This is a genomic window from Streptomyces sp. PH10-H1 (assembly GCF_030063355.1).
Taxonomy (GTDB): Bacteria; Actinomycetota; Actinomycetes; order Streptomycetales; family Streptomycetaceae; genus Actinacidiphila.
Genome location: NZ_JASISZ010000099.1, coordinates 1 through 25016, shown reverse-complemented (window position 1 = coordinate 25016; position 25016 = coordinate 1). Strand labels below are relative to the sequence as shown.

Below are 25016 nucleotides of genomic sequence, written 5' to 3'. Positions count from 1 at the left end.
GACCCCCACCGCCCACCTCACCCGACTCCAGCTCAACCCCCTGTCCACCGAGGTCGCCCGCGACCTCCGCAACGTCCACTCCCTGCACCGCACCATCCTCACGCTCGCCCCCGACCACCTCGGCGACAGCCCCCGCCAAGCAGCCGGCATCCTCTTCCTCCTCGAGCACCACCCCCGCGGCCAGACCCTGCTCATCCAGTCCCACCACCCCCTCAACCTCGACGCACTGCCCATCGGATACGCCACCGCCACTGACGAACGCGACCTCACCCCCCTCCTCACCTGGTGCCAACCCGGCGCCCCGGTCCGCTACCGCATCCACGCCCAACCCCAGCGCTGCACCCGCTCCGAGAACCCGGAACGCGACGAGAAAGGAAGCCTCAAGCGCGGCCGCCGCATCCCCCTCCACGGTGACGACGCCACCCAGTGGTGGCATGAGAACGCTCTGGCCGCCGGCCTCACCCCGCATACCGACACCACCAGCAGCACAGCGCAACCCGACATGGCTGGCTGGAAGAACAATCCCGCCCACGATGGCAAACGCATTCGCATCCGCAGCCGCGTTACCCGCTTCGAAGGCACCGCCACCATCACCGACACCACCGCCCTTCGTACCGCCCTCACCACCGGCATCGGCCGAGGCCGCGCCTTCGGAACCGGACTACTCTCCATAGCCCCTCTCACACGGGTGTAGCTCCGCAAAATTCAGGGCCATCACGCCGCGAACCTTGATAACAAAAGAGCAAAACCCTCAGAAGCAACCAGGTCAGGAAGTGTGGAGCCCGCCCGCGCGGGAGTCCAACGGAGTGCGGGGCGCGGTAGGGGAGTTCGGGCACGTGGAGCCCGCCCGCGCGGGAGTCCAACGGAGGCCGTTCACGGCCGACGACTGCGGCGCACGTGGAGCCTCCCGCGCGGGAGTTCAACGCCGATGAGGCCGGTCCAGATCTCGATGAGCAAGAGGAGCCCGCCTCCCGCGGGAGTCCAACGGAGTGGGGCGCGCCGATAACCCACCTGGTCGGGTGCATCCTGCCCGCGCGGGAGTCCAACGCCCCGCGACCACACGACCGGGCACCGCTGCCAGTGGATCCCGCCCGCGCGGGAGTCCAACGGAGTGGACGTCCGGGCCCGGCCTTTGAGCGAGGTGGATCCCGCCCGCGCGGGAGTCCAACGATGGTGCTCGGGGATGACGCCGTCAGCGCGGGGTGGATCCCGCCCGCGCGGAAGTTCAACGCTCACGCCGTCGACCCCGACCTCGGGGCGGGAGTGGAGCCCGCCCGCGCAGGAGTCCAACGCACTACCGCACGCAGAGCCTCAACCGGCTGATGTGGATCCCGCCCGCGCGGGAGTCCAACGGGGCGATGAAAGCCCCCACTGGCCGCCACACCGTGGATTCCGCCCGCGCGGAAGTTCAACGCTCACGCCGTCGACCCCGACCTCGGGGCGGGAGTGGAGCCCGCCCGCGCGGGAGTCCAACGCAGCTAGGCACTCGCCAGGCAGTTGACCCGGGGTGGGTCCCGCCCGCGCGGGAGTCCAACGACTCTGGCTGGCGGAGGCCAGCCGATGGAGACCACGCATGTAGCCCGCCCGCGCGGGAGTCCCACGGCGGACGTCATCCAGGCGTACGTCGCGGATCAGTGGAGCCCGCCCGCGGGAGTCCAACGTCGCACGCCGCCATGACGGCTCAGATGTCGGCGTGGAGCCCGCCCGCGCGGGAGTCCATCGATCTTCGCGCCGTTCGGTGCGGCGGTCGGGGGGTGGATCCCGCCCGCGCGGGAGTCCAACGCCAGTCCCGAAGCGAGACCAGCCCGCAGCCCAGTGGATCCCGCCCGCGCGGGAGTCCAACGACTCTGGCGGAGGCCAGCCGATGGAGACCACGCGTGGATCCCGCCGCGTCGGGAGTCCAACGGCACTGCTCGAACTCCAGCTCCGGCGGACCAGGTGGAGCCCGCCCGCGCGGGAGTCCTACGCCGCTGGTGTTCACGCTGACGTGGGTGCGGGAGTGTGTCCTGCCCGCGCGGGAGTCCAACGGCGAGCATCAGGGCTGCGGCGCGGACGCTGTGGTGGAGCCCGCCCGCGCGGGAGTCCGACGACGATGCGTGCCCGGCTGTTCGCTGCGGTGCGGCTGCGTGGGAGTCCGCCAATGACCCTGTACGCGTGGCAACGGTCAGGAATTCGTTCATCCCGCCCGCGCGGGAGTCCCACGGCCATGATCAGGTCGGCGGTGTTCGCCCGGAGGTGCGCGAGCCCTACGGCCCGCCGCACCAATGCCGGCGCCGAGCACATGTGCATCCTGCCCGCGCGGGAGTCCGCCGGAGGCCGCACACAAGGGCGATGGCGTCCTGTCATGCATCCCGCCCGCGCGGGTGTCCGCCGCGTCTCCAGGAGTCGATGCAGGAACTCGTGGGAGTCCGCTGGCCCTCGATGCGGCCCACGCCGACCTGATCGAGTGAATCCCGCCCGCGCGGGAGTCCAACGCGGGCAGAGCGTCTTCCCCACCCCGAAGGAGGGTGGAGCCCGCCCGCGCGGGAGTCCAACGTCGAGCACGTCGAAGGGCAAGGGGCCGCCCGTGTGGAGCCCGCCCGCGTGGGAGTCCAACGCTAGCCTCGGCGGTGTACATGCCCTCGTCGTCGTGGAGCCGGCCCGCGCGGGAGCCCGACGACGATGCGTACCCTGCTGTTCGCTGCGGTGCGGCTGCGCGGGAGTCCGCCGATGACCATGTACGCGCGGCAACGGTCAGGAACTCGTTCATCCCGCCCGCGCGGGAGTCCAACGGTGATCGAGTACCTGCGCCGCATGGCTGACCCGTGGAGCCTGCCCGCGCGGGAGTCCAACGACCTGTACCTCGGGTGGAGCGAGCTGCAGCACGTGGAGCCCGCCCGCGCGGGAGTCTGACGGCGCGGACCAACATGCACCGCAAGATGCAGAGGTGCAGCCCGCCCACGCGGAAGTCCGCCTTTCTGCCAGTTCTGCACGCACCAACTGGTGCGGTGTACCCCGCCTCCGCGGGAGTCCTACGGAATGTTGGCCGAAGGCCCGAAACGCGTTGATGTGCATCCCGCCCACGCGGGAGTCCTACGCGTCCGCAGATCAGCGAGCTGCGCGAGTTCGAGTGCATCTCGCCCGTGCGGGAGTCCTACGACGTGTAACGCGACGGGGCTTGTACCCGCTCGCACGCATCCCGCCCGCAGCCTGTGCGGGAGTCCTTCGCCGCCGGCCTTGAGCACCAGGTGCTTCCCGCCAAGCGGGAATCCGCGGCCGGAGGCGTGACCGCAGGCCGGTGAACGAAGTGACGCCTGCTCGCCATTCGGACCACCGTGGCCCCCTCGATCGCCAGTGCTCCCTAATCGATCTCAATGCATCCAGACCTGACTACTTGAGGTGATTCCTTTCATGATGTTCGGCTTGTGTTCCTGTATATGGGGAAAGTCCGATGAACTCCCGGCTCCGTATCCGCTGGGGTGCCATTCGCTGGATACCGCAGCGGTCGCCATGGTGCTCTGGGATGTTCATCTCTCGGCAGGTCAGCGCAGGTTCGTGGCCGAGTCGTTCGGGGTTTCGCAGGCTCACGCACGTCGTCTGGTGGCGTTCTGGGCTGGTCTGCATGACGTGGGGAAGTGCTGTCCGGCGTTCCAGTCGTCTCCGACAGGGCCTGATCCGGAGTTTTTGCAGCGCGAGGAGTTCGCCTCTCCCGCAGGCTGGATGAACGAGGGCTCCGTACGCCATGAACGGGTGGCGCATCTCGTTCTGCCGTCCCTTCTCGCCGATCTCGGATACGACATCGCATCGCGCCCGGGGAAGTCGGTGGCCCATCAGGTCGCGCAGATCCTGGGAGGCCACCACGGCGTCTACGGCCCGATGCTGGACCGGACAACGATGAGGCACCCGGAACGGGCCGAGCCGCGGATCGGGATGGCGAAGGGTTGGCAGGAGCAGCGGGTAGCGCTGGTGGACGTCGTGCACCGGGCGTGCGGAAGCCCTGCGGCGCCGGCGCGCGTGGCGCCCGCGGGTGCGGCGGTGCTGGTGACGGGGCTGGTGGTGCTCGCGGACTGGATCGCTTCGGGCCATGCGTGGGTGTCGGCCCGGCAGCGCGCCTGGATGGCTGCCGGGGACGAGGACTGGGAGGCCCACTTCCAGCGGGCGCTGGCCGCCGCGGGGCCGGCCGTGGCCCGGTTGCAGCTCGCCCCACCGCGATGGCTGCCTGCCTCCGGGTTTTCGGACGTCTTCCCGCACATCACCAAGCCGTATCCGCTGCAAGTGGGCATCGCCGCCCGTCTGCCCGGTTTGGTGAGCGGACCGGGGATCTTGCTGGTGACCGCTCCCACCGGGGACGGCAAGACGGAGACCGGGCTGTTCGGTGCGCGCCTGCTCGGCTCGGCGGCCGGCCGGCCCGGGCTGGGGGTCCTGTTGCCGTCGATGGCCACGACCGACGCGATGTGGGACCGCGTACGCGCCTACGTTGGCCGCGCCGCAGCGGCCGATACCCCGGTGACGTTGCTGCACGGGATGGCCTGGCTGAAGGAGACGTACTCCACGGACGCCCCGGACACCGAACTGTGCGACGACGGCGTGTCCACGACGGCGGGCGACTTCGTGCGCCGCAAGCACCTCGGCCTGGCCGCCGGCACCGCGGTGGGCACGTGGGACCAGGCCGCGATGGCCTGTCTGCCCATGCGGTTCAACACCTTGCGCTGGCTCGGCCTGTCCGGCAAGACGCTGATCATCGACGAAGCCCACGCCTACGACGCCTTCGGCCACGCCCTGACCATCCGCCTGCTCCAGTGGCTCGGCCACCTCGGCGCACCCGTCGTGCTGCTGTCCGCGACCCTCGCCGGCAGCCTCGCCCAGCGCCTGGTCCACGCCTACCTCGAAGGCGCCGGTCACACCGCCCCGCAGCCCGTCGCCCCGGCCTACCCCGGCTGGCTGTTCGCGGACGCGGCCACCGGCACGATCACCGCGTCCGGCACGATCCCCAGCACCCGCGCGCACCACCTCGCCGTCGACCAGCACCTCGTGCGCCACACCCACGACCTCAGCGTCGACGACGGTCGCGCCGCGCAACTGGCCCACATTCTCGCCCCGCTCTACGACTCCAGCGCAGACCCTGGCGCTGTCCTCGTAATCTGCAACACAGTCCCCGATGCCCAGGCCACCTACCAAGCCCTCGCCGCCCGCTCCGGCCGCTCCGGCACCCGCACCCCGAACCTCCTGCTACTCCATGCCCGCATGCCGCAGTGGCAGCGCGAGGACCTCACCCGCCGACTCCTCGCTCTCCTCGGGCCCCGCGCCCGCCGCCCGCACGAACCATGGGTCGTGGTGACCACCCAGGTCGCCGAGCAGTCCCTCGACGTCGACTTCGACCTCGTCGTCACCGACCTCGCACCGCTGGCGCAGCTCCTCCAGCGCGCCGGCCGCGGACACCGCCATACCCTCGCCGACCGCGGCCGCCGCCCCGCCTGGGCGCCCATCCCGCGCCTCGTCGTCCTCGCACCTGCCGGAGAGCTCCCCCCGCCGGCGTGGGGAAACGTCTACGAAGGCGCCCTGCTCCGCCGCACCCGCGACCTGCTCGCCGAAAGCACCCACGTCGCCATCCCGCAGGCCGTCACCTCCATGATCGAGACCGTCTACGCGGACCTCAACGCCCTCGCCGAGCAAGCCCTGCACGATGACCACCGCCGCGCCGGCCGGGACGCCGCGCACGCCGCCGCAGCCGACACCGCCGCCATCCCCGCCCCCGCAACCATCACCGACCTCTACCCGATCACCGACCGGGACCTGGACCCCGGCCTGCTCACCACCCGCCTCGGCGCCGATTCCGCACGGCTGCTGCCCGTCTACCGCGCCCACGACGGTAGATACTGGCTCGATCCCCAGTGCACCAGCGAACTGCCCATACCAGCCTCGGGCCATATGCGTCTGACGCGCGGGCAGGTCGCCGACCTCGCCCGCTTGAGCGTCCCGGCCCCTGGCGCGTATCTACCAGAGCGCCCCGATACCGCCGCGCCCACGGAATGGAACAAGACCCCACTCGCTCGCGAGCTGCGCCTGCTGCCGCATCGGGTCCTGTCTGGCGGAGGTATTCAGGGTTACCGGACCGAGCGGCACACCCTGCGTCTCGACCCGGTCCTCGGCTTGGTGCGCACGCCCGTTCGGTGAACCCGGCAATGGCAGAAGCCGATTCACGTTCCCTGCGGGCGTCCGGCTCACCGCCATGGACGGAGGGGATCGGCTTCAGCATCGAGCGACGCTGACCGAAGGCCGACGGACAGACAGCCAGTTGTGGACTCGTATCCCCGTCGCCCGCCAGCGGACCCGGGAGGGCGCCGGCACCTGGTTCGCGGATCGCAGCGGGATGCGGCCAGCGCGATCACCAGGGCGCCCGCCGCGAGGGTCAAGCGCACCCCGAAGGTGTCGGAGACCGGTCCCGCCAGGAGGTAGCCGAGGGGGACCGGCAGGATCTGGCCGGATCCGGGCTCCTGGGATTCCGGACACCTCGCCGTGCTCGTCGCACCGAGGCAGCAGGGCCTTGGCCGCTTCCCGCGCCATGGTGTCGCCCTCGAATCGGATCGTCAGGCCGTCGTGACGAGGCAGGACGTACCGAATGCCCCATGGGTAGTCGGGGTCGTTGGACGGCCAGGCGAGGCGGCGCAGCACCCAGCGTTCCAGCTGCGCCTGGTGCGGATTGGCCGCAGGGATCAGTGGTGTGCCAGGACTCGCCGCCCGAACCGCCGTGAGGGCGGAGCGATGGGGCATGCCCGTATAGGTCGACAACCGCTTGGCGCGGCGGGACAGGATGGTCGCACGCACGGGCTTCTCCACAACCCGGCCGGCCCGACCCCGACCGCGAGGTAGATAGACACCGCGGATCAGGAAGAACAGCTCCACAGGTGGCAGCCACGCTGTCTGGGGTCCCCTTGGCGCACGCTCATAAAGCACGTCGGGTGAGCGGCTGGGAACGGGCCCCGTGTGGGCCGTCGCATGGAGTTGATCTGCCACCCGGGCCGACTCGAGGGAGGCCGCGGCCGACACGCCGAAGGTTTCACCCGTCAGGAGTCGCTACGCCACCGACGTGCACGATCGCCGCGTCGCCTGCTCGGTGCGCCAGGGGCGAGCGGCGCCATCACGATGCCGGCCAAGGAGTTCGCAGTCCTGATCTCCGCGGCACGCGTCAGCCCAGGCGTGGCGCGGTCACAGTTGCAGGAAATGTCACAACGCAGCGACGCAACTACCAGTTGGCTTGGGCCAGTAGGTCGGTCGGCCAGCGGGGGCCAGTGTCAGCGTCGTTGGCCCATACGTACTGGCCCTCCGGCTCGACGGTCATCCCGTATTCGTACAGCGAGGGCCGGCCAGCGGCGATCCATTGGTCCCATGCCTGTTCGACGTCGTCGGCGAGCTGGCGCGGGCCGCCCTGGGTGGCGACGGTCCGGCCGCCGCCTACGGCCGCGATGGACGCCCAGGAGGTGCGGTCGTGGAACCAAGCGTTCAGCCCGTCCTCGTCCACAGCCGTCCTGATCCGCAGGTCGGGCAGGACGACGCGTAGCGCGAAGCGGAGGTTCCAGTCGTCGCGCAGCGGTTCCAGGGCGCGCCGGAACGGCCTGTCGCTGGCGGGTGGAGCCTGTTCGCGCACCTGCTGGTAGCGGAGTGCGGGAGCGATACCGCGGGCGGGCATGAACATCCCCAGGCCCTGGAACCAGCCGGAGGCCGAGCTGCCGTCGTCGGCGACGGTCAGTGCGACGTGTCCCAGGTGGCCCCAGGGTGTGACAATCCGCCCGCCGGGAACGGTCTGCTCCACCCACGCCCACGGGACCTGGTCGACCGCGTAGGTCGCGATCACCCGGTCGTACCGGGTGTTGGCAGGCCAGCCCGCATTGCCGTCCCCGACCTCGACCGTCACGCAGGCACCTGCCGATTCCAGCCGACGACGGGCCGGGAAGGCCAGTGCGGAGTCGGTCTCCACGGTCGTGACCTGGGTGCCGGTGCGCCAGGCCGCTAGGCCCGCGTTCCAGCCGGTGCCGGCGCCGAGCTCGAGGACGCGGTGGCCTTCCTCCAGGAGGAGAGAGTCCAGCATGTCGACCACCAGGCTCTGCGCCGACAGGCTGGAGGTTGCGACACCGTCGGTGACCTGGGTGACGGCCGGCCCGTCGGGGCCGGCGTAGACCTCGGCGGCCCAGCGATCGGAGTCGGCGGCCCGGTCGATGGGCTGGTAGGCGTGACCGTCCCAGGTCCACAAGCGGTCGGGAGCGAATTCGTCCCGCGGCAGGGCCCCCACCGCCAAGCGGATCCAGGGGGAGCGCTCCGGCCACTGCCCGCGCTGCTCCATGTCGTCCGCCAGGCGGCGTTGATGCTCGACGAAGGACAACGAGGCTCCTACTTCCTGTGCTTTCCGGGGTCACTCGGGGGTGGGGGCGGCGCCGGGCTGTCCGCGTTACCAGGAGGCGGGTTCCCTTTCGCAAGGTCTTCGCCAGGCTTCTCGTGCTCACCCATCGTTAGAACTCCTTCAGCGCAGAGTGATGCTACGTGCATCGTGGCGCACATTCGAGCCGCCCGATAGACCGCCGTGGCCAGTGACGGCCGCGACACGTCTCCGGCTGCGCCTCGGCCGCCGGGCTACCGGAGCCCGCCGCCACGGTTGGCACGTATTCGGCGTCACGGGCGTTCCCGAAACCGGGAATATCCCGGTGTCGATGGAGTGGCCACTCCGTCCAGTGTTTTAGTGGTACTTGGCGTACGGGTGAGCGCCACCGCTGGGCGGCGGGGCTTCGTTTCCGTCCTGGACACCTTGCGCCGGGTGAACGTCACTTCCTCGATTGCGCCGGGGCAGTTGACCGGGCGACGAGCAGACAGGGCCGCGTCGTCGACACGTCCCTGACCGTCCATCCGTGATTGCGCAACAAGTCGGCGTAGGCACTGGTGAAGACGAACTCCTCGGCCGCGACCTCGGGGAAGTCGCGGCCGTTGAGCACGGTCGGGAACGGGCAGCGGTGGCCGACCCGCACCGCTCCGGAGCCGGGAGCTCCTGGTGAGCACACGAACCCCGAGGTCACGACGGCCCGGGAGGCGTCGCGCTGCGCCGTCGGATGGTAGGCCAGGAGAACTCCGGTCACGGCCGCAACCTCGTCGACATCGTCCTGAGTGTGCGCGCTGACCATGTGTCCTCCTTCAGAAGGTGTCGGGATTGCGGGCTGGGACGTGCACATTCGGAGGGTCTACCCACCGTTGAGCTGTTCGGCCGCCGTCTCGGCGACGTCCAGGTTGCCGCCCCAACTCGGTACCCACCGCTCGGTCTCATCGTCCCAGATCTCCCAGTCGTACGGGCCGACCTGCTGCGCGATGTACTGCGGCTCCTGCTTGACCAACGAGCGCTCCCTTGGGTCAGGCGCGTGGCGGGGGCGGGGGGATCATGCGGTGGTGTTCAGGCTGGAACAGCACCGTGGTGGTGCCGAGGCAAACTCCGCTGGGCAGGGCGGCGTGGAGGGTGACGAGGTCCGGGCTGCCGGGGATCGGTTCAATGCGATTGGGGCGGTGGAGGAGGACCAGGCGGTCCACGTGCGCCAGAACGGCAGGGTCGCGCAGATCGGCGGGGCGAGGCCGGCAGGCATCGGCGGGACCGGGTCCGAGGTGAGCGACGGCGATAGCAGGAACGGCCAATTCCCGGGCGAGGGCCAAGAGCTCGGCGGCACTCTGACCGGGTAGGGGCGGGGAAGGCTCCAAACCGGCGGCGAGGGAGAGGGTATCGACCAGCATGGAGTTGTGCGCACGCCTCCAGCCCTTCCAGGACCGCTACGACCAGGCCGTGCGCGACGGTGGCGTGGCCCGGCTCACCGGGATCTGTCCGGGCAAGCACGGCCGCTGGGGGCGGATCTGCGTCCTGGACGACGGTCACGAGACCTCGATGGAGGAGCCGCATTGGGGCCGCAGCAGCGAAGGCCGACCGATCGCGTGGGTAGGCAGCGCGCCCGACGATTGGTGAGAGCACCCAAGCATGCCGCCGCCCTCACACTGGAGTGGGCGGCGCGCCGTGCTGGCAGGCAAGACCCCCGTGCACGTTGTGCGGCCCTTGGCCTTTCGCTGACCCGGCTCAGCGGCACCGTGCCCGAGGTTCTACACGCACTCCAGCGTGATGCCGTCGGCTCGCAGCGCGGAGCGCGCAGCATCGCACTGGAGCGCGTGTACATGCTGGCCGGTACGCCTGCGAGCCTGAACAGTTGCAACCGGTGGAGGACGGTCCGTTCGCGCACCTGCGCCGGTCCTCGAAGACTGCCGGCGCATGCCACTCGTTGCGCGGCGCGGCTATCGACTTCACGACGGGGTCAACGACGTCAGCCGGCGGGAGGAGCGGCGGTCGCGGGCGGGTTGTCCGGGTGGTGCTTCCAGTCGTCGGCCATCGCGTACAGCCCCACCAGAGTGCGCTGGGCTGCGCCGGTGTCCTCGGCGGCCACGGCGTTGGCGTGGGTCTGGCTGAGCTGCTTGGCCTTGCGTCGCGCGTCTGCGTACACCTGGTGACCATCAGGGTGCTGCTCATCGCGCTGCTCTTCGAGGCGGTCCCGGACGAACTGATAGATCTCTACTCCGGTCTGGAGGGTCACTGCTCTAGTCTCCCTTGTCTGCTCGTGCGGTCGGGCGTCGGGGCCGCTTCCCTTATATAGCGCACGCCCCCGGTTACGGGCACTATCGGCCGAACACCTCCGCGCCGTCTGGACACCAGCCGCTTCTTCACCCCGCCGCAGCCACGCTGCCCGGCCCGGCGCTCCCGACAGTGTCATCCACCTGCCAAGCCGCGGTACGGGGACGACGGCTGTCTGGGTCAGGCCGCGCCGCGGCCGGCGACTGCTTCCCGGACAGGTGGTGCAGCCTGGTGATAGGTGATCAGGTGCGCGACGCACTACCACTTCCGCGGGCCATCATCGAGATCGGACCCCAAGATGACCACCCAGTAGTCGAGCGCTACAGGAAGGCCGGCCTCGTGCGTTGGTGTCGTCAGCTGCCAGCTGGTCGTTGGCGGCTCGTCGAACGGCTCCCAGCGGAAAAGGGCGTCAGGCTGTTGGGCCAGCAGTTCCTGCTCGCAGCGGCGCTGCGCACCTGGCAGGTCGTAGAACGGCGCCGCCAGCGGCTCGTAGCGGCCTTGGGCCATGAGGACCGCCCGGTAGCGCATCGGTTCCGGGACGTATTCCAACGTCAATGAGTTGTAGGGCCGGCTGGGGAGGACGGCCTCCTCGTGCGCGGTCAGAGGGCGCAGGTACACGTTTCCTCGGCCGTCCGGAATCGGCGGCACGCCCCGCGGGAATCCCCCGTCTCGTCCGCCATCTGCGTTGGACCAGCTGTGCGTCCGGAGTCCGGCACTCGTGCTCGTCGACGTCGGAAGGGGGGCGTTGCCGCTCAGTAGTCGTACGGCCGTCGCGCGGCCGGCCGCGTCAAGCACCGGAGGGAGCAGACCGCGGGACGCGGCCTGCTCGACACGTTGAAGCGCCTGCTGATACGAGCAGCCGATCGCGCGTTGAAGGGCGCCAGCGATCCGCTGCCGGTTGCTGGTGGTCTTCCGCTTGCGGGACGATGGTGTCATCGGCTGTCTCCTGCAACTCCCGGACCGGCTGCCCACCACGGCCGACACCGGAGCTGCTGAAGCAAGGCACCAGCACCAGATGCCTCCCCCGCGCGGTAGCACGGTTCGCCGATCACGACCGGAGGTGGGTTCAGGCCGGGGCACGCCATGGGAGGGGCGATGCCGCCATGTTATCGCGACGACGAGAGTTCTGCCGGCCGCTTGAACCCTCTCATCCGCCACGTTGGAGCTCCGTCCTGCGCCTCCGGTCGCCACCGGCTGCTGCGCCGCATACCGGCTGCCGGGGGGCCGTGCCGACGGGCATCACCGCTGGCACGGCACCGAGCGGCGCTGTGGAGACCCCGCGTGCAAGGCACGTCGCTGGCCTTCCCGATGGCCGGTCCCGACCGCTGGTGTCAGCGAAGTACTTCGCCGACGATGGTGCGGTCTGCCGGGGGCAAGGAGGCGCGTTCGGGGGCGAGGGCACGTGGGGCGATCACGCCTTCCACCGGGCGGGAAGGGTTGATCAGTTCGAGGATGGCCAGGACCACGTCAGCGGGCACTCCGTCGAGCCGGAGACTCGCGGTGCTGGCATCCGAGCTGAGGCGTACGTGCCCGGACGCCAGCGCGGGAACCAGGTCCTGGGTAAAGCGGGCGCCCGACCAATAGGAGTACACGCGGTCGGTCTGAGTGGCGGAGGGGCCACCGGCCGGTGACAGGCCTGGCAGCACGCGTTCCATGCGGCGGTTCACAGCTACGCGCGCCAGCCGTTGCCGCTCCTGCGTACGGGCATCGTCCACGGCCACCTGGTGGGTGGTGACGTAGTCGGGCAGCAGTCGGCGGACGATCTGGTTGACCATTGACATCGGGGGCTGGTCCATGCCGACGGTGATGGACGGGGTCCGGTGGCCGCAGAAACCGCCGGGGTAGACGCCTTCGATGGTCAGGCGCCGGCCGGCTCCCTTGGCGCGGTAGGAGTGGAGGTGGATGAGGGTGAAGCCGAGGCCGCCGGGGTGAGTGAGCGTCAACGAGCCGAAGGTGTTGCGATGCGCTTGGTGGGTCCAGCCACCGTCATGGATCTGCCGATGGTTGAGGGTGTCGGCCAGGGCCCGGCCGAGGGCGTCGAAGTGATCGTGCAGCAACTGCACCGTGGATTCGGTCGGCATCGCTCCATCTCAGGTTGAGGTCGAGGTCGAGGGATGGGGCTGGTCAGGCGGCGCGCAGCCGTTCGCTGCGCGAGGCGGACGCGTTCGGGGCCGTCTCGATGTCCTGGGGGAGCAGTTCCAGGTACTGCTGCTGGCGACCACGGTGATGCTCAGCGCGGGCGAGGGCAGTGTGGTGCCGGGCGCGCAGGCTGCGCAGCTCTGCGCGGGTGGTGTACCGGGCCTCGGGGGCGCGCTCTTGGGCGGCGGCCAGGCGCAGCGCCTCGATGTCAGGCCGGGCGAGGTAGTGCAGGGCCAGGGCGCGCAACACGGCGGAGGCACGACGCTCGGTGGCGGCCGGAGCATCAGTGCCCGTGGTGCGGCTGAGGCGTACCCGGGCTGGCATGGCTGGCGGGGTGGTGGCGGTGAGGTCGGCGGTGGTGTGGCGGTCCCAGTGCCCGCTGACGGGGACGCCGTTGATGGTGGGCTCGAAGGCGCGCTCGTGCTCGAAGTGCCGGCGGGTGGCCTGTCCGTAGGCGACCCAGATGCCGTCGGGCAGGGGCCCGGCGCGGTAGATGTTGCGGCCGACGGTGAATCGCCCGTGCACCCGGGCACCGTGCACCTCGTAGACCACCGATCCGGCCACGCCGTCATTGACGGCGACCTCCCGGACGTTTACCGACCCCAGGAAGTGGCCCCGGTCGTCGGTGAGCGGGAGGGACACCGCGGCAGGATCGGCCGCCCGCACGGGCCGGGTGGCCCGGCGGATGATGCCGGTGATGACGTTGAGCCCGCTGCGCATTTGGGCACGCTGCTGATCCAGCTGCCGAGCGTCTGCGCCGGCCGCAGTGGCGAGTTCGTTTTCGTGCGCGGCGAACCTCGCAGCCTGCGGCAGGGCCGCGGCCGTGAGTAGAGCGTGGAGGTGGGGCACTTGGCGCCAGTGCATGACGATCGCCAGGATGACCACCTCGGTGCGGCGTCGCACACCGCGCGGCAGCTCCTGGCAGACGCCGTTGTCCCGCAGGTTTTCGGCGTAGCGGCCCAGGAAGTACCCGGAGGGCAGGTCGTGGGGGTTGAGGCCGCCGGTCCAGCCGTGCACGCGGACGTTGTAGACGACCGGCTCGTCGGGACGGTGGCGCGAGTAGTAGTCGCCGTGTGGGTCGACTCCGTCGCCGTACTGCACGCTGACGGTGCTTGGGATGACGGTGCCGTCGTAGTGGTGCTCGGGGATGACGACGAACGTACCTCGAATATGGGGGCCGCGAACGACGTAGCGCAGGCGGCCGTGCTCGAGTGCGGTCACGCGCGCCGTAAGGGTGCCGATCCCAGGAAGGTCCAGGTCGGTGCGGATGGTGGCCCGAAGGAAGGTCACGTCAACGTTCTCCAGGTGGTCAAGGGGATGGCGGCCATTTGCTGCGGTCCTGGCGATGGACGGCGGCGGCCGACTATGAGGGGGCCGCGGCGGGTGTGCCGTCCGGCGCGGCAAGGATGCGCAGCTGGTCGAGGTCGCGCTGTGCCTGGGCAACGCCCCGCTCGGCACGCTCGACCGCTTGGCGACGCTGCTCCAGTGCGGACTCGTAGATGTCGAGGTAGTGCTGCGCGGTGGACTGGCGGGCCAGGCCCTCCAGAGTGTTGCGGTCCTCACGCTGGGCCCAATGCTCGGCGGCGGTGCCGAGCACGGCGCGCGCCAACTGCCAGGACGACCTCGGCATGCGCTCCGTGGATCCGTTCTGGGTGGTCCGCCGCGCGTCGATGGTGTACGGCGAACGGGTGTCGACGGCGATCCGGCCGGCGAGCTCGATGCCGTTGATGGTCAGGGGCCGTTCGTCGCGCTGCCCGCTGACGGCGTTGTCCAGCCGGGCAAAGAGGTAGAGGTCGATCGGACCTGGCTCTTTCGCCAGGATGGGGTCGGCGAGCAGGAGCGCCGGCACCATCACGACGCTGCCGCGTACATGGGGGCAGCGCAGCTGGTAGCGCACGGTTCCCGTGTCCGGGTCAGCCAGGGATTGCATCGTCAGCCGGCCGTACGGGCCGAGGTCGCGTGTCACGGTGCGGGCGTCCACAGGTGCCTTTCAAGAGGAGGAAGCGTCCCGGCACCGCAGGGGGCCGGTGTGGTGGTCAGGTGTGGCTGCTGATCCTGCGGGCCCTGCGGTAGCCGCACGGTTGGGTCCGGCCCGCCGGTCTGCCTGCGCCGAAGGGGGAGTGCGCAGGTCAGACCGGCGGTCATCGGCCAGTAGGTGGCTGGCCGGGTGTGCCACGCCTTCGGAGGGGACGAAGGCGCAGCGTCCACGCCGCGCTGATGGCGGCGGGGGTCGGCGCCCGAAAGCGGCTGACGCTTAAAAGTCTACCGTCCATATCAATTCAACGCAAGTGTTAAGAGTCAACCTGGCAGGTCGCACGATTCCGGGCGCGGAGGGCGGTCGCCGCGCAGCAGCAAGGTCGCCCGCCGGAAGCGAAATCTATCCACAGGTCAATGGCCTTAGCGTCGGGACATCGCCCAGCACCACTACCGGGCGGTACCACCAGACACCACTTTGATGGGGAGTAACTATGCCCATGCGTCGCCGTATTGGCCGCGCCGCAGCTGTCGGAGTCCTCGGCCTATCCGTCGCAGGATCAGCCCTCGCCCTCGCACCGTCCGCCCAGGCATACAGCACTGGGTACGGCACGATCTCGTGCAGCGCCGTGAAGGTGCACCGTGACGCGGGCAGGACGTCGACGACCGTCGGCATCGCCTACCGCCACGACAAGATCGCCTACGACCAGTTCGCGTACCGTGCGTCCGAACGCACCTGGTACACCAGGGCGACGGTTACGAGGGCCGACGGCAAGAAGATCCGCGGGTACATGCTCTACGACTGCGCGAACCCCTACAACTCGAACCCGGCGCCGAAGCCGCCGATCCCCAGGTAACACCAGGGCCGCCCTTCAGCCCTACACGGCCAGCCTGTCGGCCGGCGATGCCAAGGCGTCGCCGGCCGACGACGCACCCACCCCGGCCGGCAAGAGCTCTCAGGGGTGCCTACCCAACAAGCGCGCACTTCGTGCCACAGGCCGTGTCAGCGCGGAGGGGTGGCCAGCAGGTTCAGCACTCGCACCGTGGCGGTGCGACGGCTCGCCAGGAGATGGACGCTCCACCCCCGTGCGGCCAGGACGTCGCGCACGCCGATCAGCGCCGCGTTGCGCGCCTCGCGTGCCCGCGTGACGCCTGCACGACCCGAAACGGGTTCGGTGGCGCGGCCGTCGATGAACCAGCTGCACTCGACGGATTCGGCGCCGTCCGGTGCCAGGGAGAGACCCTGCGGGGCGAGGTCCGCACGATAGTCATGGCCGAAGACCGCGAGGGGAATCGCTGCGGCCCGCGCAGCGGCCGAGGCCGCTGACACCGCCGGGTGTGCGGACGTCTCCGGCAGGCAGCCGGCGAACGCGGCCCGCGGGTGGTCTGCCGTGGTGTCGTCAGGGCGGTCCCACAACAAGCCGGCCCGCCAAGCGAGGCCGGCGAGGGTGTGCAGGTGCGTGGTGCCTTCCGCGGCGTAGAGCGTAGCCCTGAACGCCTCAGGCGCGTCGGCCATGCTCGGGTGGCCGTCCAGATGTGCGATGAGCACCGCGGCGTGACGGACCAGGTCGGCGAGGCCGGAGGCGTTGCTTGAGCGGGTGATGCTGTCCATGGTGTGGCGGAATCGCGTCTCGGTGTCCACGTGGTCCTCCAGTGCAGTCTTGGTGTGTCGGGGATGCGGCCGAGCTGCCGGGGTCCCAGGCCACGCTGGGCGCCGACGAGGTGGAGCGAGCGTCAAACGGCCGCGGCCTCACCGGCCCGTCGGTCGCGCCGGCGCCTGGTCCGAACGGAGTCCGGTTGGTGGTGAGGGTCAGTCTTCGACCTGCGCAATCTCCTGCCGGGCGCTCCCCTGAGCGCGCACCCGGCCGAGGCCCTTGAGGTAGTGCCCGTCATGGACGGGGTGGACCACGAGGAGGCCCGGCTACGATCCGGGCGCGTGGCCAGCGACAGGCCCGAGAGGTCGGACGGATTCGGTGCCGGACCGATCGTTCGTCGTGTCATCGGGTTCGCTGCGGAGCTGGAGGCACGACGGCCAGGGAGTCTCCGAAGGCGATGGGCCGCCACACCGTGAGGTTGGTCAGGGCTTCGCCGACAGGATGTTCCGTGAAGTCGTACGCACTCGGTTCCACGCCGCCCGGATAGAGCAGCTGCACGTCGACAGGGGACCAGATCAGCGGCCGTTCGTTGCCGTCGATCTCCTCAATCAGGAAGCGAACCGACAACGGCCGTGCTTCCAGGGCCTGCGTGTCCAGCCACTCCCCGACGGCGTTCCGCAGGTCGTCGAGGAGGTTGCGCGGCAGAAGCGGTCGCCGGGCAGCGTCGGCGTCGGTCCCGTCGTACCCCAGGTCAGGCGGCGTTTCATCAAGCCAGTCCACGGGAGTGTCCTTGTACATCGGTTGGAGGAGGAGCGGGTCGACCGTGCGCCAGCCCGGCGCGCGCGTGCTGACGGGCTCAGTCCGTCGCCACCGAGTAGAGGATGGCCGTGCGGCGAGCTCCCCGACGGCCGCGGGCGCCCCGGGTCCCGCCGACGTGCGCGCCGCTGGCGCCGGAGCGCCGACGATTCTGCACGGCCTCCGTGCGATCGCGGTTGTCCTGACGAGTCAGGAGGCGGCTGTTCTGGGGGCGCATGACGACGTCCAATCGCTGTGTGTGGCGGCCCGGCCGGGGTCGGCTGGGCGAAAGGAAGGGGCGCTTCGTTGTACTGAAACAGTACATGCAATGTTCAGATAGTGCAAGACTTAAGGGTCATATGGTATCGGCAATCCTCCTATCGCCGTCGAGCTGCCGGACCGCGTCGATCTGCGCCGCTGCCCGGGGCGGCGGGCGGCGCGCTTTGCAGGCGCCTACGGTTGGAGCAGCGCCCGCATGCCGAGGAGCTTCTTTTCGGCCTTCTCCGCGCGGTTCTGCCATCCCTCCCGGCGGCTCCGTTCCGTGGCCGTGCGGTCTTTTTGGTCGACGAGTTCGCGCCGTACTGCAGCCGTCTCCGCGCGTGCGGTGTCTCGCTGAGCGCGCATCTGCTCGGTGAGGTGAGCGCGCTCAACGAGCTGCCCGAGATTGAGCGACGCCAGATCTGTTCCGGTGAGCGTCGATGCAGCACGCGTCGAACCAGAAGGAACAGCGCTTGTCGGCTGGCTGACAGGAGCGCCGGTAGGGCGCGCCTTCTCGGACTTCGGAGCCCGATCCTTGTGGACCTTGAGGTGCGGCCGAATGGAAAGGGAATTGGGGGAGGTGTAGTCGCAGGACTGGCAACCATAAATTTCGGTGCCGTCAGCCAGTAGCAGATGGCGAGTCTGCGTGAACGTTACCTGCACTCCATCGCGGCTGATGCCGCTCTTGGTGGGCTGGTCCTCGACAACGGCGATGCCATTGACGTGCGTTGCGGTCATGCGGAGAGCAGTCCTTAGCTATGGGAGCGGTCTGGTTGGAGTCGGAGAGTGCGGCCCGCGTGGGCCACAGAGGCCCGGTCGGCCCGAGCATGGACCGACCGGGTTGGCGCTGCGGGTCAGGCGGCCAGGGAGAGCGCCTCGCGCAGGGCCGTCGCCTTGAAAGTGGACTGCTCCAGTTGCGTGCGACGAATGCGTCCGTCAACGGTCTGGTTGCCGCCCCAGTCGGCCAGTTCGCCCGCAGCTTCCACGAGCGCTCCGGCGGTCAACTCGACACCGAGCATGGTGTTGCTGGAGAAGATGGCGTGAAGCACGCCCCGGCGCTCGTGGACGCGACGGATGCGGTGGTCGTGGTCCTTCATGTCCGCCCACTGCTCCGGCAGGGGGATCATGCGATCCACGAACTCGTCGCGCTGACGAACGGTGACACGGCGGCGGTGGAGATCCTCCCGGTCGGCCAGGAATTCGTCGAAGTCCCTACGCAGAACCCCAACCAGATGGCTGGCCTGCTCGATCTGCTCCGGAGCGTTCCGCGTGTGCCGAATGGCGTGGAAGCGGCCAGTGGCGCTGGCCTGTCGCATCGCCGTGTTCCACTGATTGGTGCACCACAGGCGTTCGGCGGTACCCCAGACGCGAAGCGACCCGTTGCCGTCGTGGGATGCCTGGAAGCCGACGCTAAGGGTCCAGGGGGAGGGATCTCCGGCGAAGCCGCGTGCCTCTCGGGTCAGCTCGATGAGGCCCATGACCGAGCGGCCTCCACGCAGCTCGCGCAGCATGCGTACCTCGGCGCCCGGAGCCTCCATGACGGGGGCGATAATCCGGCCGAGCAACGTGTGGTCCAGTACCTCGTACCCCGAACCGGGGACGCCGAGGGTCAACCAGGTGTCGTTCCGGACGATCTTCTTGTGGTCCGTCTCTGTCTCGTAGACGGGGTTTCCCAACTGGTCGATCCCCAGAAGGACTGGGAGGCCGTTGGGGCCGGAGGTCAGGACCGGCGCGGCTACGGGCTCCCAGGAGAGACCGTATGCGTCGCGGACCGCATCCCAGGACGCGAGCTCCGGACGGGGCGTGGGCGCGTCGCCGTTCAAGCGGCGCTGGCCCGCAGGCTCCAGGTACGAGGCGGCGGAAGCCACGACATTCGCGTTGACGGTGCTGGTGGTCACTCAAGTCCTCTCGATAGACGCGGCGTTCGCGTCGCCCTCGCGGGGTCCCCCGCGCTGACTCTTAAAAGATACAGCATGAGTTGACGTAATGCAAGATTTAAGAGCGACCTAGAGGCGCGCCCCGCCCCCAGTCCCGTCCGCCGTCCCGTCCGTCGCTGTGCTGCTGCGCCGTGCTGGCCCGCCGTGGCCGCTCCGGCCCCGGCCGCGCTCCGGCCCCGGCCGGTCCGTTGTCCCGGGGTGGGCCGTCGACGTCGTGTCCTGTCGGCCCCGCCTGCTGCTCGCCGCCAGTTCGCGGCCTGGCGGCCGCCGGTCTGCCGCCGGCGGTGGGCCGCCTGGTTCTGCCGCGGTTCGCCGCCGCTGGCCGCCCGGCGCCGCCCGGCCGCCGGCTGCTCGCCGCGCTCGGGCCGTCGCGAAGTTCGCCGGGTCGTTCTCTTGCGCCCGCGCGGGTCGCCGCCGCCCGGCCCGCCCGCCCGGCCCGCCCGCCCGGCGGGCCCGTCCGTCGGGCCCTGGCGCCTGCTGCGCCGCGGCCCCGGCCACCGCCCCCGGCCACCGCCTTCGGCAGAGAGATCGACCGCGGCGTCACGGCTGCGCCGGACGGCCCGGCGCCGCGGTGTGAGCGTCACCCTGTGGGTGACATAGGTATGTGGAACGTCAGAATTGCTGACGTTGAGGTCAGTGCTGCTGACCTCTGGTCGGGTTCAGCGGCCATAGGCGGCCGTGGTGGTGGGCTATCGCGTTCGTTGCGGGGGGAGCCGGTTGAGGAAGCGTGTGGTGAGAGCGGAGAGCACGGTCCCCATCTGGCCGCGGGGGAGGTCGGCTTCGGTGAGTGCGAGCTGCAGGTCCGACAGCGCCGTGTGGGCGTGCGGGCTGAGCACGTAGGCGGTGGGCGACGAGCGGACAGGGGGCAGGCCGTCGCCGCGGGCGGCGAGGAACTCCCGCGTGCACGCGAGGTGTCCGGGCAGGTGGCCCGGGCCGGTGCGCAGGGCGGCGTCAAGGTAGTGGCCCGGCCTAACGCGGGGCCAGGTCGCACGGTCGAGTTCCCTGCGCGGTGAGGGACGCGCGCACTTCGGGGTCGAGACGCACGGCACACACCGACCAGGTGGGGCGGTGGAGCTGGTACTCGGCGAAGCTGGTGCGCAGTTCCCGCAGCGCCTGGAGCTGGTCGTCCTCCTGGAACTGGCCGACTTCCTGGCGTGCCTAGGCGATGGCTCCCGAACGGGGTGCGTCCTGGCCGCGGACGGCGTGGTAGCGGGCGAGGACCTGCTGGTAGGTGAGTCCCAGGGCTCGGGCGTACTGCTGCAACGTGCGGAAATCAGTGGTCATGATGCTCCGAGTACCGTGCTCCCGGCAGCCGGTGGCTCAGAGGGCAGAGACCGGATCAAGCATCATTCCCGCTGACCGGGCTTCTGCCACACTTCGGGCGCCGGGATCCCGTGAGTGTGTCGGCAAGGGCCCTGAAAGGCCCCGCAGCATCGCTGCTGCGCTCACCGTAGGGCAGACTGCCGCGCTGGCAGGGCCGGTGGGGCCCGGTTTCGCTCGATCGGGGGAACGCGGTGGGCCGACGTCCCGCCCAACCTCCCGACCGCGCGGCCGCCCTGGCAGCGTTGGCCCACCCGGATTCGCCGCGCCGCGGCCGCGCCGGCGGCTGGTGCCGTTGTTGGCCCGCGCCGTCCGCCGTCCGCTGCCGCGCGGTGTTGTCGGCCGGCTCGCCGGCCGAGCCCGGCCGCCTGGTCGCCGCTCTGCCCCGGCCTCCGCTGCCAGCTCGTCGTCCAGTCCGCCGGCCGCCGACGTCGGTGTCCGGCCCAGGCTGGGCCTTGATCTCGCGGCCGCCCGTGGTCTGCTGCCGCGCCGCGTGGTGTTGCCGGCTCGCCGCCGGGGCCCCACCGCCGTTCGCTGCTGCGCCGTGCGGCGAGGGTGCGGTTGTACGCGCTCCGCCCGCCGCTGTGCCGCGGCTGCGCGCCGCCGGGCCTGTTCCGGCCGGGCGCGCCGTTCCCGCGCCGCCGGCGACGTGCTGCAAGTTCCGCCCGGCCCGGCCGCTGCCGGGCCCTCGGCGGTTGCTCACCTCTCGCCGGCCGGTGCTCCAGTTGGCCGTCTGCCGCCCCCGCATGCTCGTGCTGCAGTGTCCCGCCGGCGGTCGGCTGCGGCTGGTTCACTACTGCCGGCCGAGCGGGTGTTGCCCATGTCGGCCGGCCCTCGGGCCTCGATCCGCGGGGCCGCGGCCGCCCGTCTGCCGCGCTGTCCGGGCTGGCCGTTGGCGGGGGCTGCCGTGGCGGCTGCCTGGTCGCCGGCGTCTGCCGTGCGCCGTGTCCGGCCGGTTGCCGGCCGCTGCCGTGTCGCCCGTTCGCGGCCGCCGCCTTCGCCGGCGCCCGTTCCGCTGCGCGCTGTCCTGCTGTTGGCGTGCCCGGCCAGCGTTGGTCGGGCCGCGGCTCCCGTGTCGCCGCGGTGTCCGCCCGGCTCTCGTGTCTGTTGTTGGGGCGGGCTGTTCCTGTTCCGTCGCTCGACTCAACTCCGCCCGCCCGCCCGCCCGCGTGCCGGCCTGCTCGCCTGCTGGCGGGGCTGCGCCGGGCCCGGTTGCTCGGTGCTGGGGTGTGTTCGGTCGCGGTGGGTTCGACATCCGGGCCCCGGCCCGCCTGCCCCGGCCCGCCTGCCCCGGTGGTGTCTGTTGCTGCGGGAGCCGGCGGCCCGCCGCCGCTGCGCCCCGGGCCGTTGGCCCCTGCGTTCGGCCGGCCCGTTGTCGAGGTCGGGTTGACCGCCGCGGTCCGTCCGCGCGGTCCGCGGCGCGGCGTCGACGGCCTGGGCCGCGGCGGAGCGCTTCGCAGGGCGGGCAGGTTCGAGCGGTGCGCGCGGGTGCGGGGGCGGGTCAGTCGGTGTCCTGGTCCTGTCCGGCGAGCCGGTTTCTCGCGGCGGTGATCCTGCGGGGCAGGCTCTGGGGTTTGATCCCCAGGTCGCGGGAGATCGCGGCCTGTGCGCCGCGTTCGCGTCTGTCGACGATGGAGATCAGGAGGGTGTCGGCTCGCTCTTGTATCTCGGCGAGGTCGTCGAAGACCTTCTTGAGGGTGGCGATGTCGTCAAGGGTGGTCTGGTTCACTCCGAGAGTCTATCAGGCTTTGCCTGACAAATCCAGTCGGGCCGCAGCGGACCTCCCTCTTGGCTTATCAGGCAATGCCTGATAAACTTCTTTCAGGTCGGAGGGACCGGCCGGAAGGGAAGACTGGTGATCATCAGCTACAGCACCCAGGCCGCGCAGGCGCTGGACGGGCTGGCCGTCTTCGACAGGGCGGCGTATGTCCTGGCCATGCTGCGCATCCAGGGCCACCTGGTAGGCGCCGCTGGTGACGGTGTTGTCCGCGACTCCATCGCCTTCGTGGTGGATGACGACGCCTTCACCCTCTCGTTCGTCGCCACGGTGACGGGCGTCGAGATCGGTGTGCACGAGCTGGATTGGGAGGTGTGCGCTCTCTGACGGCAGACGAAGGGCCCGGCCTCACCGAAATTGAGGCCGGGCCCTTCGTGGGTCAGTGTGCCAGGTGCGTCACTTCTTGCGGACGAACCGGCGACCGACGGTGTCGACGCTTACGTCGAGGGAGGCAGCGACCTTGGTCTTTGCCCCGTGTACATCCGAGTTGGCCAGATCAACCGCCAGGTCGCGCGCTTCGGCCCACAGGTCTGCCAGCCGGGCGCATCGGGCGTCGACCGTGGCGGGTGTGTCGTCGGGGACGGTGAAGCCCTGTTCGAGCAGCTCGTCTGCCGCGCCGTGGCGCTGGGCGGCCAGGTAGATGTCCCGATCGGTGAACCGGGCCGGCGTGCTGGATCGCAGCCACTCGCCGGCTGCCTCGGCGCCCTGCGTGGCGTGGATGGCCGCTCGCACCGCCGCGACGACGGCACCGTCCAGTGCGGACAGGTGGGCACGGTGGATCCGGTCCTGTGCGTTCGCCCGGTCACCTTCCGGGAGGGCGTCCAGGATGAGGGCGATGGAGCTGAGCTCGCGGGGAATGCCAGTGGTATCCATGGCCACGAGAATACCGCAATTTGCGGCTAGTAACCGCATCATGCGGAGTTTGACGGGGTGCGGAGGCCCCCGCCTCAATTTCGGTGAGGCGGGGGCCGGTGTGCCGTGGGCTACTGCACCGTGCGGACCTGGGTCACGACGGCCAGGATGCCGCCGGAGGCGACAGACAGGTCGATCGTGAAGGCCAGGCCGTCGATGACGATGTCCCGTTCCCCGTAGCGACCGGCGGGCAGCCAGTCGCGCGGGTCCAAGGAACCGAACTTCGACGGAAGCATCTGCTCCCGCAGGTGGGTGCCGACGGCGGGCTTGAGGCCCTTCTTGAGGATCCGGCGCACCCTCTGGCCCAGTTCGCTCTGGCTGCTCCAGGCGAGCCAGGTGAGCTGGGTCTTGAGGAAGGCGGAGCGAACCACCCAGACCTCGAAGCCATCCGCGTCGTTCATGACGTCCTTTCCGTTGCGGCCTCGGGCTGTTCCCTCGGCCTCATGAGATGAGTTTATCAGGCAATGCCTGATAAAACAAGCGGGGGTCCACAGAGGAGCCGCCGCCGCGCGGGTCGAACGCGAGGGGTTCCAACACCGCCCCGCTGTCCGCCCTGTTGTCGGCCGCCCTGGCCCCGCCCCCGCCGTGCTGCTCGCGTGCTGTTTTCCGGCCGGTCCGCCGTCCGCCGCGCCGCGCGGTGGCCGCTCGTGCTCCGACGGCGCTGTCACGGCTGGCCGCCGACCGGCCCGGACTCGCGGCCGCCCGCCGCCTGCGGCCCGCCGGTCCGTTGCCGGGTGGGCTCGCGCCGCTGTATGAGCCGGCCTTCCGTCCGTCGTCCTTGCTGTCGGGCCGTCCGGTCCCGCCGTCGCCCGGTGGGTTGGGCGGTGGTGGCCTCGTGGGGCCTGTAGAGGGCCGGGGGTGTCCTGTCTGGGCCCTGGGGTGTCGCGTGGCCTGTCTGGGCCTGGTGGTGCCGTTCAGTCCTGTGTGGGAGCTGTCTGTGGGTTGGGCCCGGTGGGTGGTGGCCCGGTAGAGGCCGGTGCGTCCGGGGTGGTGATGCCGTGCCAGGGGGAGCAACCCCGGGGGCAGGGTGTTGTGAGTCAGGTTTCCCCTGTGGGGAGTGGTGCGGGATGGCCCGGAACGGGCACCCCAAAGACATACCTGACGCCACAACATGTGGCGCTGACAACTCCCGTGCGAAGCAAGGGAGTTGAGGGCTGACCAAGTCAACACCTGCACAGACAGCATCTTCTGACGGAACGTCAGAAGCGCTCACCACCAATTCCAGAACAACCACCGCATGTACTATGCATCAAAAACCCAAAACAAGGAATTGACCAACCCCCGAATCACCAAATACACTAAGAAATACAACACTCCACAAATTCCCGAAGGGAATCACATATCCCCAACAGCAACCCCACACCAGCCCGGAACGGGCCCACCCCCACACCCCCAACACCCCGAGGCCGGCACCCACACCAGCCCCCAACCCCACCCCCCAACACTCCATAAAACCAGCCCAAAACACCCACCAACGCCCCGGAACGGGGCCCCACTCACCACCCACCACCACCCCACCCACAAATCCCGCAACGCGGGAAAAACCAAAACCATAAACCAAACCACCCACAACACAAATTCCCCAACGGGGAATACAACACGCCAAACCAAGAGCCCCGAAGGGGCTCGACATAAACCACCCACTAATTCCCCGAAGGGGAATTGCATTGCGAATTCAGCCGAAAGGC

23 protein-coding genes are annotated in these 25016 nt (G+C 70.2%); 6 read left to right on the top strand and 17 right to left on the bottom strand.

Annotation, left to right across the window (positions count from 1 at the left end):
- Positions 1-694, top strand: a 694-nt coding sequence (cas6e, locus tag QMK24_RS36580) for a type I-E CRISPR-associated protein Cas6/Cse3/CasE (RefSeq protein ID WP_283471189.1), incomplete at its 5' end; no start/stop codon positions are given.
- Between the two features lie 2696 nt (positions 695-3390).
- On the top strand, positions 3391-6153 hold the full coding sequence (cas3, locus tag QMK24_RS36575; RefSeq protein ID WP_349362010.1) for a CRISPR-associated helicase Cas3': 2763 nt from the start codon (positions 3391-3393) through the stop codon (positions 6151-6153).
- A 1069-nt stretch (positions 6154-7222) separates the two neighbouring features.
- Here cas3 and QMK24_RS36570 read toward each other — a convergent pair.
- The 3 genes from QMK24_RS36570 to QMK24_RS36560 all read right to left on the bottom strand — a co-directional run bounded on the left by QMK24_RS36570 (position 7223) and on the right by QMK24_RS36560 (position 9353).
- Complete coding sequence (locus QMK24_RS36570) at positions 7223-8317, bottom strand: methyltransferase domain-containing protein (protein WP_502962706.1); 1095 nt, start codon at positions 8315-8317, stop codon at positions 7223-7225.
- 475 nt (positions 8318-8792) lie between these two features.
- Complete coding sequence (locus QMK24_RS36565) at positions 8793-9146, bottom strand: hypothetical protein (protein ID WP_283471187.1); 354 nt, start codon at positions 9144-9146, stop codon at positions 8793-8795.
- Positions 9147-9203: 57 nt separating this feature from the next.
- Positions 9204-9353 carry a hypothetical protein gene (locus tag QMK24_RS36560; RefSeq protein WP_283471186.1) on the bottom strand — a complete coding sequence of 50 codons (150 nt, stop codon included), beginning with the start codon at positions 9351-9353 and terminating at the stop codon, positions 9204-9206.
- Between the two features lie 52 nt (positions 9354-9405).
- Between QMK24_RS36560 and QMK24_RS36555 the strand changes: the two genes are divergently transcribed.
- On the top strand, positions 9406-9690 hold the full coding sequence (locus tag QMK24_RS36555; protein ID WP_283471185.1) for a hypothetical protein: 285 nt from the start codon (positions 9406-9408) through the stop codon (positions 9688-9690).
- 49 nt (positions 9691-9739) lie between these two features.
- The gene (locus tag QMK24_RS36550; RefSeq protein ID WP_283471184.1) at positions 9740-9967 is read left to right on the top strand and encodes a hypothetical protein; all 228 of its coding nucleotides are present in this window, start codon (positions 9740-9742) and stop codon (positions 9965-9967) included.
- Positions 9968-10316: 349 nt separating this feature from the next.
- Here the strand turns inward: QMK24_RS36550 and QMK24_RS36545 are convergent, their stop codons facing one another.
- The 5 genes from QMK24_RS36545 to QMK24_RS36525 form a co-directional block, all read right to left on the bottom strand.
- Positions 10317-10583 carry a hypothetical protein gene (locus QMK24_RS36545; protein ID WP_283471183.1) on the bottom strand — a complete coding sequence of 89 codons (267 nt, stop codon included), beginning with the start codon at positions 10581-10583 and terminating at the stop codon, positions 10317-10319.
- A gap of 296 nt (positions 10584-10879) precedes the next feature.
- On the bottom strand, positions 10880-11239 hold the full coding sequence (locus tag QMK24_RS36540; RefSeq protein ID WP_283471182.1) for a hypothetical protein: 360 nt from the start codon (positions 11237-11239) through the stop codon (positions 10880-10882).
- A 713-nt stretch (positions 11240-11952) separates the two neighbouring features.
- Positions 11953-12702, bottom strand: a complete 750-nt coding sequence (locus QMK24_RS36535; RefSeq protein WP_283471181.1) for a hypothetical protein — start codon at positions 12700-12702, stop codon at positions 11953-11955.
- 43 nt (positions 12703-12745) lie between these two features.
- Positions 12746-14050, bottom strand: a complete 1305-nt coding sequence (locus QMK24_RS36530) for a hypothetical protein (RefSeq protein WP_283471180.1) — start codon at positions 14048-14050, stop codon at positions 12746-12748.
- Between the two features lie 73 nt (positions 14051-14123).
- Positions 14124-14726, bottom strand: coding sequence for an efflux RND transporter periplasmic adaptor subunit (locus tag QMK24_RS36525; RefSeq protein WP_283471179.1), 603 nt, complete (start codon positions 14724-14726; stop codon positions 14124-14126).
- A 508-nt stretch (positions 14727-15234) separates the two neighbouring features.
- Between QMK24_RS36525 and QMK24_RS36520 the strand changes: the two genes are divergently transcribed.
- Positions 15235-15591, top strand: coding sequence for a hypothetical protein (locus tag QMK24_RS36520; protein ID WP_283471178.1), 357 nt, complete (start codon positions 15235-15237; stop codon positions 15589-15591).
- Between the two features lie 146 nt (positions 15592-15737).
- On the opposite strand, the gene QMK24_RS36515 is transcribed toward QMK24_RS36520, so the two are convergent.
- The 7 genes from QMK24_RS36515 to QMK24_RS36485 form a co-directional block, all read right to left on the bottom strand.
- On the bottom strand, positions 15738-16376 hold the full coding sequence (locus tag QMK24_RS36515) for a hypothetical protein (RefSeq protein ID WP_283471177.1): 639 nt from the start codon (positions 16374-16376) through the stop codon (positions 15738-15740).
- A 355-nt stretch (positions 16377-16731) separates the two neighbouring features.
- Positions 16732-17109: a hypothetical protein gene (locus QMK24_RS36510; protein WP_283471176.1), complete on the bottom strand. Its 378-nt coding sequence runs from the start codon at positions 17107-17109 to the stop codon at positions 16732-16734.
- A 468-nt stretch (positions 17110-17577) separates the two neighbouring features.
- Complete coding sequence (locus tag QMK24_RS36505) at positions 17578-18120, bottom strand: hypothetical protein (protein WP_283471175.1); 543 nt, start codon at positions 18118-18120, stop codon at positions 17578-17580.
- 116 nt (positions 18121-18236) lie between these two features.
- Positions 18237-19280 (bottom strand): DUF932 domain-containing protein, encoded by a 1044-nt coding sequence (locus QMK24_RS36500; protein WP_283471174.1) that lies wholly within the window; start codon positions 19278-19280, stop codon positions 18237-18239.
- A gap of 728 nt (positions 19281-20008) precedes the next feature.
- Complete coding sequence (locus tag QMK24_RS36495) at positions 20009-20368, bottom strand: hypothetical protein (RefSeq protein ID WP_283471173.1); 360 nt, start codon at positions 20366-20368, stop codon at positions 20009-20011.
- 109 nt (positions 20369-20477) lie between these two features.
- On the bottom strand, positions 20478-20603 hold the full coding sequence (locus QMK24_RS36490; protein ID WP_283471172.1) for a hypothetical protein: 126 nt from the start codon (positions 20601-20603) through the stop codon (positions 20478-20480).
- Between the two features lie 1537 nt (positions 20604-22140).
- Positions 22141-22368 (bottom strand): hypothetical protein, encoded by a 228-nt coding sequence (locus QMK24_RS36485; RefSeq protein ID WP_283471171.1) that lies wholly within the window; start codon positions 22366-22368, stop codon positions 22141-22143.
- Between the two features lie 126 nt (positions 22369-22494).
- On the opposite strand from QMK24_RS36485, the gene QMK24_RS36480 reads away from it, so the two are divergent.
- Positions 22495-22743, top strand: a complete 249-nt coding sequence (locus tag QMK24_RS36480; RefSeq protein ID WP_283471170.1) for a hypothetical protein — start codon at positions 22495-22497, stop codon at positions 22741-22743.
- 69 nt (positions 22744-22812) lie between these two features.
- Here the strand turns inward: QMK24_RS36480 and QMK24_RS36475 are convergent, their stop codons facing one another.
- Both QMK24_RS36475 and QMK24_RS36470 read right to left on the bottom strand, forming a co-directional pair.
- Positions 22813-23289 carry a hypothetical protein gene (locus tag QMK24_RS36475; protein WP_283471169.1) on the bottom strand — a complete coding sequence of 159 codons (477 nt, stop codon included), beginning with the start codon at positions 23287-23289 and terminating at the stop codon, positions 22813-22815.
- A 110-nt stretch (positions 23290-23399) separates the two neighbouring features.
- Positions 23400-23729, bottom strand: coding sequence for a hypothetical protein (locus QMK24_RS36470; RefSeq protein ID WP_283471167.1), 330 nt, complete (start codon positions 23727-23729; stop codon positions 23400-23402).
- Positions 23730-25016 lie beyond the last annotated feature (1287 nt).